Origin of the sequence: Mycetocola miduiensis (assembly GCF_900115155.1) — a bacterium.
Classification (GTDB): domain Bacteria; phylum Actinomycetota; class Actinomycetes; order Actinomycetales; family Microbacteriaceae; genus Mycetocola_A; species Mycetocola_A miduiensis.
In genome coordinates this window covers 38,509-50,904 of the sequence record NZ_FOVM01000002.1, presented here as the reverse complement: position 1 = coordinate 50,904, position 12,396 = coordinate 38,509, and the positions used below count along the sequence as shown (strand labels likewise).

Genomic DNA, 12,396 nt, shown 5'->3' with positions numbered 1-12,396 from the left:
CAACTAGATCACCGGCGGTCGGCCAGCGCGGGTCATCCGCCAGACGGTCGACCATCGAATCGGGCGCCGCTGGCCCGGGTTCGTGCGCCAGCCTTCGCGCCACCCGCCGAACCAAGCCTGCAGCGCCGCCCTCTGCCGCCACCAGCGCAGGATATGAACGCCGGTCCACGCGCCGACGTACAGCGGAACCAGCGGCAGGGGAAGGTTGCGCCGTGCCAGCCACACCCGGTTCCTCGCGTTCAGGCGGTAGTACTCCGAGTGCCGGGTCTGGGTGACGGCGGGATGGTGCGCCTCGAGGTCGCCGGCGTACCAGGCGCGTTTGCCCTGGTCCCAGACGCGCCAGGCCAGCTCGATGCCCTCATGCGCGTAGAAGAACGGCGACGCCCAGCCGCCGGTCGCGTCGAACACCCGCCGCGGCAGGAACACGGCGGCTTCGAGGCAGGAGAAGACATTCCCTGGGTGACGAGCGTCCCCCTTGCGGATGCGGGGAATCCACCGGCGCGGTGCCGGTTGCCCGGTCGGGTCGGTCAACCGGGGCTGCACCAGGCCGATGCCCGGATCGGTGGTGACGAGAGCGATGCAGGACGACAGGAATCCGGCATCCGGAAGAAAAGCATCGTCGTCGAGAAAGAAGATGTACTCGCCCCCGACCTGGTCGGCGCCGCGGTTGCGACCGGCAGGGATACCGACGTTCTCGGGCAGCGCGAGGCCGCGCACTCCGTCCGGTAATCCCTCAGGCCGCCAGCCGTTACCGACGACGACGATGTCCATATCTACACCCGTCTGGGCCAGCACGCTCCGGATGCCGCGGTCCAGGTCGTCGGGGCGTGTCCCCTGGGTGAGGACGACGACGCCGACGTGGGGGGTCGGCTCAGGCACGGACACGCTTTGACGACATGATGGCCACGAAGTGACCGAACAGGGTGATCACACCGAGGATGAGAAGAAGGACGAGCACGCCGCGCATGGCGGCGAGCTCACCGACGACCAGTCCGACGAGCGACGCAGCGAAGATCACCATCGTCAGTTCGACCGAGTGGAAGATGCGGTGGAACGGCAGGAATTTCGCCACGCGCCGTGCCGCGGCGAGCAGGCCTCCGCGTGGAGCGGACTCGCCCTCGGTGTAGGTCAGCTTCGGCGCGCCGTAGTTGGCCCGAGCGACCCGCACCATGTCGTTGAGCGCCTTGTTGAGGACGATGACGAGCGCGAGGAGGGCGCCGAGAGTCGTGTACAGATAGTCGGCGGGTGCGTCGAACGGATACCCGGCCGCGCGGATGGCGAGCGCGAGCGGAATGAGCGACTCCGTCGAGTAGTGGCCGACAGCATCGAGGAACGCACCGGCCGGCGAGGACGTCCGTCGCCACCTGGCCACTTCACCGTCGCAGCAATCGACGAGCATCTGCAGCTGGCCGAGGAGAAGGCCGAGCAGGGCACCCCAGATTCCGGGGATGAGCAGGGCACCGGCGATCGACCAGCCGGTGAGGATCATCAAACCGGTGACACCGTTCGCTGAGATGGGTGTGCGAAGCAGCAACCAGGTCAGGTACGGCGAGATATCGCGCAGGTACAGCGATGCCGTCCAGTGCTCAGCGTTGCGGCGTCCGCGCACCTCGGGTGGCTGGGCAATCGCTTTCAGTTCCGCGATCGAGCGCGGTTTGATCGGGTGTTCAATCGACGCGTCCGACACTCGCGCCTCCGGTTCTCTCGTTTTTCAGCGCTGAGATGTTGCTCGCCAGCGCCAGGAAGCCGAGGACGAAGCCCACTCCCCAGCAGAAATGGATACAGGGCAACACTATGAGAAACCAGAGCTGTGAACGGATGCCGTCCCGGCGGGCGACGACAACGGCCGCCAACACGACGAGGAGCAGATACAGCACGGGCACGAGCCAGCCCAGGAGCAGGGGGGTCGTCATCCCGGCGGCGGCCTGCACCAGGCCAACGAGGCCGAGGACCACGCCGAGCCCGACGCCGAGCACCATCACGGGCGGCGCGAAGTACCTAAGGGTGTTCGCGCTCGGGAACCGGCGGGTCAATTCACCGCGCCACATTCCTGTGGAGAAGAACTGGCGAGCCAATGCGGTCAGGCTCGGCCGGGGCCGGTAGGTCACCTTCAGCTCCGGGGTGAACCAGACAATGCCGCCGGCCGCGCGGATCCGCCTGTTGAGTTCCCAGTCCTGCCCGCGTTTGATCCGTTCGTCGAACATGCCGACGCTTTCGAGCGGCTCCCGCCGAAAGACGCCCAGGTAGACGGTGTCGGCCGGCCCGGCGGCGCCGCCGACGTGATGAGGGGTACCGCCGAGACCCACCCGACTGCCGTACGCACGCGCGACCGCTCGCTCGAACGGCGTGTTGCCCTGGGCATCCATGATCCCGCCGACGTTGTCTGCACCGGTCTGCTCGATCGTCTCCACGGCGATGCGTGCATAGTTTGTAGGCAGGACGGAGTGCGCGTCCACCCGGATGACCACGGGGTAACGAGTAGCCGAGATGGCGATGTTCAGGCCAGCGGGTGTCGAGCCGACGGGATTCGGCAGCACGCGGATGCGCGCGTCTGCCCGCGAGAGTTCGTCGACGAGTTCGTTGGTGCCGTCGATGGAGGGGCCAACCGCGATGGCGACTTCGAACGGGCCCGCATAGTCCTGGCTGAGCAGGCTGTCCACAGCCGCCCGGACGTGGGTGACGTCATTGAGAACCGGCATGACATAGGAGACTCCGACGAGTTCGGCGCTTGCGCCAGTCGATGTGCTCTCGGCCATGGTCTCCACTCGATGAATTGGTCGGTTGAGCCTATCAGTGGGTCTCACGCGGCGTTGATTTGCCGCGACGAAAACGCCTGCGAGCAGAAGCTCGCAGGCGTTTTCGTGGAGTTACTTTCTGTGCGGCTGTCAGAGAACGAGCTCGCCCAGCGTGACCTCGACGGTCTTCGTTTCGCCGCCCCGGACGTAGGCGACCTCGGCTTTGGCGCCGGCGGCAAGCCCGCGGACCTGCGCCGTGAGGTCGGTTGCCCCGGTGACCGGGTGCCCTTCGAAGCGGGTGACGATGTCGCCTTTGGCGAGTCCGGCGTTGGCCGCAGCGCCGCCGGGGCTGACGTCGCTGATCAACGCGCCGACCACTTCGCTGTCAGCGGCGCTCGCTGCGTCTCCGACACTGGCACCGAGCAAGCCGTGGCTCGCTGATCCATTCTTGATGATCTCGTCAGCGACTCGCTTGGCGATGTTGGCCGTGATGGCGAATCCGACACCGATGTTGCCGCTCTGGTCCGACGCCTGGGAGCTGCCAGCGCTCGCGATCGCAACGTTGACTCCGATCAGTTTGCCGTCGCTGTCGACGAGGGCACCTCCGGAGTTACCGGGGTTGATGGCGGCATCCGTCTGGATCACGGCGAGGGAAATCACCGACTGGGTCTGGGGCGCGGTTTGCTCCTGGCCCGGCAGGTTGAATCCCCACACGTCGTACGGGGTGTCGGAACCGTCTTCTTCGGTCGTCTGGTCTGGGACGGCGGAGGAGGCAACGGTGATGCTGCGGTTCAGCGCGCTGACAATGCCGTCTGTTACCGTGCCGGCGAGCCCGAGTGGAGCTCCGATGGCGACGGCGACGTCGCCCACGTTCAACTTGTCGGAGTTCGCGAACTCCATCGGCTTCATCCCGCTTGCGCCCTCGAGTTTGACCACAGCGAGGTCGTACACCGGGTCGGTGCCGACGACCGTGGCGGAGTACAGCTTGCCGTCGTTGTCGGTGACCTGGATCTGCGGGTCAGAGAGCTTCCCGTCGAGCGTGACGACGTGGTTGTTGGTCAGGACGTATCCGTCCTCGCTGAGGACGATTCCCGAACCGCTTCCTCCGCTGTCCGCGCTCTGCACGGAGAGCGTGACGACACTCGGTGACGCGGTGGCAGCAATCGCGGTGGCGCGCGTTACATCCGACGTGTCGTTGACGGTGATGTTCTGGGACCCAGTGGCACCCGTGCTCAGGGTCGTCCCATCGTTGTCGATGAGCAGGGCGGCTGTGCCTGCCCCGGTTGCCCCGCCGACGAGGGCGCCGATGGCAAGACCTGCTACCAGCAACCCGACGGTCGAGCGGCGCTTTGCCTTGCCTGGCGTACCTGTTGCCGTGTTCGCTGGTGCGCCGAATGAGGCGCCGTATGGGTGGGTGTTCTGGGTGCCACCCGGGTAGTGCTGCCCGGGAAACTGCTGGTGGGTTCCAACGATCGCCGGATAAGGCTCAGTCGGGTATCGGGTCGGGTTGGTCGGCTGGTCGGTCGTGTGCTGGTTCGACCCGACGCCAAATGCAGCCCCAGGAGCCTGAGGGTAGGCATCCGTCGCTGCCGTGTCGCCGTAGCCGGGCGGCGTGTACTCGGGGAAGTATGTCGGCGCCGGCGGAACGTTTCCGTTGGCGTCCGGGGTCGTCCGGGAGTTGGAAGCCGCATCAGCAGTGGGTTGTGCTCCAGCGGCGTCGTGTGGATCCCGAGCGTCGTTCGAGTCCTGAGGGTGGTCGTTCATGTGATGATGCTCCTTCCAAGCACAGCCAGCTTCCACGGTCAAGCTGTACGTTCACTACGCGCATTCTGTGAGCGAACTATGCCTCAGCCGTGACCTTGCCGCCGTGTGCTCCCGCTTACTTCCCAGAGTACGACCTGTGTCTGGGAGCGGGAAGCAGCCGACTACCTTTGGTAGTCACGGTGAACACTCAGGCGGCAACGTCGAGGCGAAAGGAAGCGCAGATGGGCGAGCACGGAGGCTGGCAGCGAACGGCGGCGGGGGCAGGGCTCCTTTCAACGGACGGTTCCATCGCCGCCACGATCTTCGCCGAGATGAGCGCGCTCGCAACCGAGACGGGCGCGATCAACCTGGGCCAGGGTTTCCCCGACGAAGACGGCCCCGCCGAAGTCCTCGAGGCCGCTACGGAATCGATCAGGAACGGGGCTAACCAGTACCCGCCCGGGCGTGGAATCGCAGACCTGCGGCTTGCCATCGCGCAGCACCAGGAGCGTTTCTACGACCTCACTGTCGACCCGGACACCGAGGTGCTGGTCACGGCGGGCGCCACGGAGGGCCTTGCCGCTGCCATCCTCGCCCTCGTGGAGGCGGGCGACGAGGTGCTCACCTTCGAACCGTTCTATGACGCCTACGGAGGCCTCATCGCGCTCGCCGGGGCCGAGCACCGCACAGTGCCGCTCCGCTGGCCGGACTTCCAGCCGGACCACGACGAACTGCGTCGTGCCGTCACCGACAACACCCGGATCATTCTCGTCAACAACCCGCATAACCCGACCGGCGCCGTATTCGACCGTGCCACACTCGAGCTCATCGTCGAGCTTGCCCACCGCCACGACGCCATCGTCGTCACCGACGAGGTTTACGAACACCTCGTCTACGGCGCGACGCACATTCCGGTGGCGTCGCTGCCTGGGGCGTGGGAGCGGACCCTCACGCTCTCCTCCGGCGGGAAAACGTTCAACACCACGGGCTGGAAGATCGGCTGGGCCACCGGTCCCGCTGCTCTCGTGACCGCGGTTACCACGGTCAAGCAATTCCTCACCTACGTCAACGGAGCGCCGTTCCAGCCGGCGATGGCCACAGGCCTCCGCCTGCCAGACAGCTTCTTCGTGGGCGCAGCGGCGGACCTACAGGCCAAGCGGGACATCCTCGCAGACGGGCTGCGCTCCGCCGGTTTTGCCCTCTCGCTCCCCCACGGTTCCTACTTCATCGTGGCGGATGCCTCCGCGCTCGGGGTCGAGGATGCCGCGGACTTCTGTCGTCGGCTTCCCTCGCTCGCCGGGGTCGTCGGCATCCCGATCACGGCCTTCGTTCACGGTGACCGGCACAGCGAATACCGGTCGCTCGTGCGGTTCGCGTTCTGTAAGAAACGGGCGGTCCTGCACGAGGCAGCCACCCGCCTCGCCACACTTCGCGCCTGACCGGTCAGTCCGTCGAATCAATCCGCGGTACGACGGCGTAACGGCGCAGGCTCAACGCAGGGTTGATCGAGCGGACCTCGGCGATCGTCGATGCGGACACGAACCCCACAGCGACATCCGTTTCAGTTCCGATTCCGGCGAGCTGTGTGCCGGACGGGTCGATGATCATGCTGTTCCCAACGCCGATGGGCGGGGTGTGGTCTGCCGCCGCCACGTAAATCGTGTTCTCGATGGCGCGAGCAGTCACCAGGGTGCGCCAGTGATGTTCCTTGAGCGGACCCCGCACCCACTCCGCGGGCACGAGAACCACGTCGGCCCCGGCATCGACGATCCGCCGGGTCACCTCGGGAAACCGGACGTCGTAACAGGTCTGGATTCCGAACCGAAGACCGCCGACCTCGAAGAGCTCAGGCTCGTCGAGTTCACCGGGGACGACCCAGTCGCTCTCCCTCTGCCCGAACGCGTCGTACAGGTGCTGCTTGCGATACGTGGCAATGAGTTCGGCTTCCGGCGAAAGCACGACGATCGTGTTGGCGAACTTGGAGGCGCTCTCGGTGCGCTCGACGAGCCCCGCTGCAACGTGGATTCCGAGCTCCTGGGCCACGCCGGCGAGGTACTGGACGAATGCTCCGTCGAGCGGCTCGGCGTGGGCGACGAGTTCTTCGCCCATCGGGTCGCTGAAGTAACTCGAGTACTCGGGGAACACGACGACGGATGCCCCGCGCTCGACCGCGCGTTCTGCGAGGACACGGATGGCGAACAGATTGGTCTCTGTGTCCGCCTCGGGGGCGAATTGGGCTACGGCCACTCCTACAGGCGCATGTTCGATCATCGCCCCAGCTTAGGCAACCCCCTCGAAAATTAGTCTGCGCGGCATGGCGCGGGACGGGCCCGAAATCGTGCAGAATGAATGTCATGGGATACCTGGTCTATGGCGATGGCTCTGAATACGAAATTGAAGACCGGGCCCTCGCGCACCTGAAGATTGTGATCGGCTCGAAACTGCGGCGGCAGGAGGGCTTCTTCGTCAGCTGGGAGCACACTCCAGAAGAAGGCTCCGGACGCGTCTCGGTGTGGGTCTCCCCCGCAATTCCGATTCAGTTCCGCTTTGTTGGGAGCAAGACTCCTGAACTTAACCGGCAGTGGCTCGAGGCGCTCGCGGATTCGTCCTTCGGCCCACGGGGCCTCCACCTGCTGAGCGAAGCCGAAGCCACCCAGCAGGCGTCTGCCCGCAAGGCCTGACAGCCACTCGGCTTCGGTCGGCGCCTTGGAACTACCTGTGCGTTGGCATGGATCTTTCGCTGCGCCCCCAGGGGGAAAACGCGAGGTTTTGTCATAATGTTGCGTCCAACCCCCTTTTAGGGTGACTTTCTGTCTCCAAACTTCAACAAACGCGCGCAATCTGCGCTTCGCGTCGTTACCAATTTGTTAATTTAGGCCGGTTTCGAGGTGAAATATCACCGGGATTCACGTAGGGTTTACCTAGTCCCAATGGCTTGTACCGAGCCGAAGGACCGTGCGTGAGGTGCCCCTGCTCGTCTTCTCACGCGGTCGCTCACGATTCTTGCTGCAGACGAGGCAGCGTCATCTCGCATGTCGCTTCGGGGCGTCGGAGAACGTATCTTGGCGAATGCTGGTGATCCTCTGTCAGAGAACGGCCCGTTGACCCGTCGGGACCGGCAGCGAAGCATCCGCGAAACCACTCTCAAAGCGAATGCGCTTCCCAGCCGTCGCAGCCTGCGCGAACGCGCCGCAGCCGACGCAGCTACGCAGCTGGCTTCGCCTCTCGCCGATCAAGAGATCACACCCGTCACCCCGGAGCCGACTCCTCTCCGTCGCCGCCGTGACGCGCGTGCGGCTGTGAATGCGGAGCGCCCGACGAATCCAGAAGACGTGCCAATCGTCGAGGAGGCCATCGCGCTGGCATCCGTATGGGCAGACCCGACCGCCGAGACCGAATCGCCGGCCGTCCCTGAGTCTTCTACCGGCGAGACGGCGCACGACACCCCGGTGCCCGCCGATACATTCACACCGCTACCCTCTGCTGTTGACTCTTCCTCGATCGCCGCCGCGTTCATCGCACCGCCGAGCGCGTTCCACCGGCCGCGTTTCGCCTCCGCCCAGGAGTCCTCGCCGGTCCCGGCGGCCAAGGCAAGCACACAGGCTGCGGCACCGCAGACCGCCCGTTGGCGCTCGCTGCGCTCCCCCGCGATCATCGCCCTCGCGGTTCCGGCTCTTCTCGGCACCGTGGCACTCCCGGCTTACGCGTTCTCGCCTGGGGACGGCGCCACCGCAGCGATCATGGATGCAAATGCTGCCCTGACGCACGAGAGCCCCGCAACGCAGTCACTGACGGTCAGCGACGACGTCACCCTCGCCCAGGTCGAGCGCGACGGCTACTCGGCGACCAGCGCAGAGGAACTCGAACAGACCTATGCCGCCGCCGGCTACATCTACGACAGCGCTGCGTCGATTGCGGGTTACCTTGCACCGTCGACGAGCGGCTGGTGGCGTCCACTTCCAGGTGAGATCACCTCGAAGTATGGCCCGCGTGGTCTCATCTGCAACGGAGCGGGATGCTCGAGCTCCTTCCACGAGGGCATGGACTTCGGTGGCGCCTGCGGAACGCCGATCAAGGCGGCCGCGGCCGGAACCGTCGTCTTCACCGGGAACGCCGGCGCATTTGGAAACCGGGTCATCATCGACCACGGCAATGGCCTGCAGACGATCTACGGCCACCTCCTCAGCGGCTCGTACGAAGTCTCGGTCGGCGATGTGATCGAAGGCGGAACTGTGATCGCTGAAGTCGGCGCCACCGGCGTCGTCAGCGGCTGCCACCTCGACCTCAAGGTGTCGGTCGACGGCGAACACACGAACCCCGCACCCTTCCTGCGCGAACGCGGCGTCACCGTCTGATTTTCGGCGTGTCCGACGACTCGCCCCGTCGCGGACCACGTTTTACTTGCGATTCTGCTCGGGACCGGCAATGATCGGCACTACCCGTCAGACCCGACGGGTACACCGAGCGACCTGTACGCCGGATCGCTCATACGGCCGATGAAAGAGGGGCTATGGGCACCCTGACTTACGACGGTGTCGTCGTCGAATTCGACGACCGGCTGCTCGCACACCTGCAGATCGTCATCGTTCAGAAGCTGCGCTGCGGGGAGAGCTTCCTGCTCTCGTGGAAGGATGCGGTCAGCATCGGCAATGGACGGAGCTCGGTCTGGCTACATCCGTCGATCCCGCTGTACTTCAAATTTTGGGGCAGCCGTCCTCCGACGATCAACCGGCAGTGGATCGCGGAACTCACCGCATCGGCGAACAGCGCCCACGGGCTCGTCGTCTTCGGCGAGGACGGTTCCCACCAGCCAACCGCAGGCCGCGGGGGCGAGCCGAACGCGCCGCACGGAAATGGTGGTCCGGACGAGAAACCTCTCGCTGAACCCCGGCCAACAGAACAGCTGCACGCCCCGTAAATACTTGCTGGGAAGTCAAGCCCTTGTTCGCGCGCGGGTAATGCCGTTTGCTTATGAACGATCGTTTACTGAAACACCTGTCATGGATGACTGCGCTGGTAAGGATCCCAAGACCCTGGAGCGACGAATGACCATCGAGGCTGTCCACTCAACTGCGCGCGCCGAAATTCCTGACAGTACCGTCTGGGTGCCCGTAGCGACCGGCCTGTGGGCCGGAAACACGGCAGGCAACTTCATCGGACTGATCGAGAAGGTTTCCACTCACGGCTTCACCGCCCGCAACGGTTGCTGCGAACCCGTCGGGCTGTTCAGCAGCCTCGCAGAGGCGAAGCGCGCGGTCGAGAGCTCGTAGCGCATTCCTTGTGTCTGGAATTGAGCTTCGTGAGTTCCGGGAACCAACCGCCCTGTCGGTAACGCCGCGATAACGGCTGGATAACGGGCCGGTGGTTCAATGGCCGGGTCCGAAATAGTGAGGACTAAGCGAAGGGGCAAAAGTGCCTGACCCGGCGAATCCAACCCAGAGCACTCCCAGCCTTCAGGGCGAGTGGCGCAACGTGACGCCCGGCATTGAGACCTCTCAGTACCCAGCAAAACTTGTGTTCGATTCCGCACGGTACCGCGGAACGCGCGCTGAAGGCCAGGGCATGATCTGGTGGGACGCTGGTACGTTCCGCCTGGCTGACGACGAGACGTTGGTTCTCAGCACCGCGACGGACGAGCTGGTGAAGTACCAGATCAGCCTGGGCGGGGATCGGTTCGTGGTGACGGACCCGGCTGGGGTGACCGTCACATACGAACGCATCTCCTGACTATCACGAGGTCCATGAGGTCCGAAGGAGCATCTCGTGTCCCACAATGTCAATTCCTACGATTCCGGGTTTTTCGACGCGTCCGAGTGGCACACCGAGGCGATTGTTCCGCCCGAGGTGCCCATTGCCGCGCCGATCTCCCCCGATGGCGACCCGCTCGGCGCGGTGACCCAGCCAGGCATCCCGAGCCCTGCCGGGCTGACAGCACCCCAGCTTGTCCCTGACATCCAGCCCGTCCCGTCGTCGCCGCCACTCGGGCAGGTCTTCAGGCCCTGCAAACTGAACTTCAAGGACGGATGCTACGCGATCACCCTTCGGCCGAACGACACGGTCCGGCGCCTGGTCGGCACCGTGCGGGTCGACCGGGGGGCACCCGACTCCGGTTCTGATCTGCTCATCGTGAGCGGTGACCTCTACTGGTTGCCTGCGCCGGTGGTCGGCCGGGAACTTGCACCGTTTCCTGCATCCGCCGCTGCCGCCGCCTCGATGCCGACAGGGTTCTCCCCGCCGTTCAGACCGCGCATCCCGCTCTACCCCCGGGCGAACTACCACTCCTACCTTCGGGGAACCAGCCTCTCCGTACCGTCGTTCACATTCGGCAACCGCCCGTGCACGGTCACCCTCGATGCCGAACAGTTCGATTACACGCAACCCACCGCCGGGTCGTTCAAGGGATCGTTCCCGACGGCGGCGAGCCGCTCGGTGCGATTCACCCTGGCACAGCAGCCGCCTGGGCCGATCTTCTTCGGCGGACCTCGCTTCTCCGGGAGATACTCCGTCGCGGGCGTAGACAGCGGCGCCGTGTATCTCACCTGGGTGTCCTCGTTCCTTCGACGTGCCATCCTCGAGATCGACACGCTGGCGGGCGCCGTTCCGCCTGCTCCCGTTCCCGCAGCGAGCGGGTCTGGAACTGAATACTTCGACACCATCTTCGCCGGCGCGAAATGGGATCTGACGGTGGTCAACGACCAGACGGACGTTCCCGTGCCCGCAGGGGTCCAGGCCGACCAGTGCTGGACCAGTGGCGACCTTCACAACCTGATGACGGCCGTCCGGCACGCGAATACGAATCTCGACTCGGAATGGCGGACGCATCTTGTCGTGGTCCCTGCGACGATGGGGTGTTCGCGGGGGGTCATGTATGACCAGATCGACGTACCACGCGAGGGTTCGGCGAGCTTCTCGAACGATGGCTACCCGGTGTCACACTCGAGCAACTTCGGTACCGCAGCCGAGCAGATGCAGCGGAACGTCCCCCGTGCCTACCTGAGATCTGCTGCCCACGAAGTGACGCACGCTTTCAACCAGATTCATCAGGAGAACGAGACGAGTGCAGACAACTCGATCATGACGACGACACCGAGCGTTGCTGATGTCCTGAGTGGGCCTACGACGGGCGAGCCGGGAGTGTTCCCTGATCAGATCAACCTCGGGTTCAACCCGACCGTTCGCAATCATCTGGCACACATGCCTGACCCGGTCGTTCGCCCGGGCGGTTGGCCCTTCGGGAGCTGGTTCGGCAGTCTCGTGCAGGCCGCCGACAGGGAGTGGTTCCGCGACGACGAACTGAGCCTGTCTGTGGCTGTCGATACCCCGACGGCTGCCTTCGGTGCTCCCGTCAGCCTCAGCTGGACGCTCGAGAACACGGGAACGGTCCCGCTCACGGTGCCGACGGACATCAGCCTGGAAGCGTTGTGCGGGACACTGACCGTCGAGGGCGACAGGGGCGAGGTCCGACAGGTGCGACCATTCGTCATCGAGTGCGAAGCCGTCAGGCTCGCACCGCTCGAGCCCGGAAAGAAGATCACGGCACACTACCGCGTGTTCTGGAGCTCCGAAGGCTTCGCACTTGACCGACCGGGCCGTCACGTCCTCACCGTCGCTGTCGGCTGGTCAGCCAACGGCGTGCCGGTCGGGGTCCGCGGGTCGGCCGAGGTGTGGGTGGATAGTCCTGCATCGGCGCAGGAGAACTCTGACGCCGCTCTCGTCATGCACCCCGAGGTCGGCAAGTGGGTGGCCCTCGACGGGAATGCGTACCACCTCACCGAAGCCACTGATCGGCTCGAGGCGCTCAGCTCGTCAGCTCCGGAAGTGGCGGGCGGCGAGGCGGACGAGCGTGAGTCGCGACTGGTCCAGGCATTCGCGGGGCTCCTGCCATAAAGCAAAAGGCCCGGAATCTTCACGATTCCGG

General features: G+C 65.2%; 12 protein-coding genes. 7 read left to right on the top strand and 5 right to left on the bottom strand.

Features of this window, described 5'->3' with window-relative positions; translation table 11 throughout:
- Window positions 1-3 precede the first annotated feature (3 nt).
- The 4 genes from BM197_RS03930 to BM197_RS03915 all read right to left on the bottom strand — a co-directional run bounded on the left by BM197_RS03930 (window position 4) and on the right by BM197_RS03915 (window position 4,499).
- Entirely contained in the window at window positions 4-879 is an 876-nt protein-coding gene (locus BM197_RS03930) for a glycosyltransferase family 2 protein (protein WP_090709657.1), read from the bottom strand.
- Window positions 872-1,687 (bottom strand): CDP-alcohol phosphatidyltransferase family protein, encoded by an 816-nt coding sequence (locus tag BM197_RS03925; RefSeq protein WP_090709039.1) that lies wholly within the window; start codon window positions 1,685-1,687, stop codon window positions 872-874. The genes BM197_RS03930 and BM197_RS03925 overlap by 8 nt, the downstream gene beginning before the upstream one ends.
- The gene (locus BM197_RS03920) at window positions 1,668-2,756 is read right to left on the bottom strand and encodes a glycosyltransferase family 2 protein (protein ID WP_245762375.1); all 1,089 of its coding nucleotides are present in this window, start codon (window positions 2,754-2,756) and stop codon (window positions 1,668-1,670) included. The genes BM197_RS03925 and BM197_RS03920 overlap by 20 nt, the downstream gene beginning before the upstream one ends.
- A gap of 129 nt (window positions 2,757-2,885) precedes the next feature.
- Window positions 2,886-4,499: a S1C family serine protease gene (locus tag BM197_RS03915; protein WP_090709037.1), complete on the bottom strand. Its 1,614-nt coding sequence runs from the start codon at window positions 4,497-4,499 to the stop codon at window positions 2,886-2,888.
- Between the two features lie 221 nt (window positions 4,500-4,720).
- On the opposite strand from BM197_RS03915, the gene BM197_RS03910 reads away from it, so the two are divergent.
- On the top strand, window positions 4,721-5,917 hold the full coding sequence (locus tag BM197_RS03910; RefSeq protein ID WP_090709036.1) for a pyridoxal phosphate-dependent aminotransferase: 1,197 nt from the start codon (window positions 4,721-4,723) through the stop codon (window positions 5,915-5,917).
- A 4-nt stretch (window positions 5,918-5,921) separates the two neighbouring features.
- Here BM197_RS03910 and BM197_RS03905 read toward each other — a convergent pair whose 3' ends face one another.
- Complete coding sequence (locus BM197_RS03905; RefSeq protein ID WP_090709034.1) at window positions 5,922-6,749, bottom strand: carbon-nitrogen hydrolase family protein; 828 nt, start codon at window positions 6,747-6,749, stop codon at window positions 5,922-5,924.
- A gap of 83 nt (window positions 6,750-6,832) precedes the next feature.
- Here BM197_RS03905 and BM197_RS03900 point away from each other — a divergent pair, with 83 nt between their 5' ends.
- The 6 genes from BM197_RS03900 (at window position 6,833) to BM197_RS03875 (ending at window position 12,365) form a co-directional block, all read left to right on the top strand.
- Window positions 6,833-7,159 carry a DUF7882 family protein gene (locus BM197_RS03900; RefSeq protein ID WP_090709033.1) on the top strand — a complete coding sequence of 109 codons (327 nt, stop codon included), beginning with the start codon at window positions 6,833-6,835 and terminating at the stop codon, window positions 7,157-7,159.
- 420 nt (window positions 7,160-7,579) lie between these two features.
- Window positions 7,580-8,833, top strand: a complete 1,254-nt coding sequence (locus BM197_RS03895) for a M23 family metallopeptidase (RefSeq protein WP_143094984.1) — start codon at window positions 7,580-7,582, stop codon at window positions 8,831-8,833.
- A gap of 155 nt (window positions 8,834-8,988) precedes the next feature.
- Window positions 8,989-9,396: a DUF7882 family protein gene (locus BM197_RS03890; RefSeq protein ID WP_245762374.1), complete on the top strand. Its 408-nt coding sequence runs from the start codon at window positions 8,989-8,991 to the stop codon at window positions 9,394-9,396.
- Between the two features lie 82 nt (window positions 9,397-9,478).
- Window positions 9,479-9,748: a hypothetical protein gene (locus BM197_RS03885; RefSeq protein WP_143094983.1), complete on the top strand. Its 270-nt coding sequence runs from the start codon at window positions 9,479-9,481 to the stop codon at window positions 9,746-9,748.
- 142 nt (window positions 9,749-9,890) lie between these two features.
- Window positions 9,891-10,205, top strand: coding sequence for a hypothetical protein (locus BM197_RS03880; RefSeq protein ID WP_090709028.1), 315 nt, complete (start codon window positions 9,891-9,893; stop codon window positions 10,203-10,205).
- Window positions 10,206-10,241: 36 nt separating this feature from the next.
- Window positions 10,242-12,365, top strand: coding sequence for a hypothetical protein (locus BM197_RS03875; RefSeq protein ID WP_090709026.1), 2,124 nt, complete (start codon window positions 10,242-10,244; stop codon window positions 12,363-12,365).
- Window positions 12,366-12,396 lie beyond the last annotated feature (31 nt).

Excerpts from the sequence above, each read along its gene's own strand:
- BM197_RS03910 (WP_090709036.1), top strand. The coding sequence starts at position 4,721 with ATGGGCGAGCACGGAGGCTGGCAGCGAACGGCGGCGGGGGCAGGGCTC.
- BM197_RS03900 (WP_090709033.1), top strand. The coding sequence starts at position 6,833 with ATGGGATACCTGGTCTATGGCGATGGCTCTGAATACGAAATTGAAGAC.
- BM197_RS03890 (WP_245762374.1), top strand. The coding sequence starts at position 8,989 with ATGGGCACCCTGACTTACGACGGTGTCGTCGTCGAATTCGACGACCGG.
- BM197_RS03920 (WP_245762375.1), bottom strand. The coding sequence starts at position 2,756 with ATGGCCGAGAGCACATCGACTGGCGCAAGCGCCGAACTCGTCGGAGTC.
- BM197_RS03885 (WP_143094983.1), top strand. The coding sequence starts at position 9,479 with ATGGATGACTGCGCTGGTAAGGATCCCAAGACCCTGGAGCGACGAATG.
- BM197_RS03905 (WP_090709034.1), bottom strand. The coding sequence starts at position 6,749 with ATGATCGAACATGCGCCTGTAGGAGTGGCCGTAGCCCAATTCGCCCCC.
- BM197_RS03915 (WP_090709037.1), bottom strand. The coding sequence starts at position 4,499 with ATGAACGACCACCCTCAGGACTCGAACGACGCTCGGGATCCACACGAC.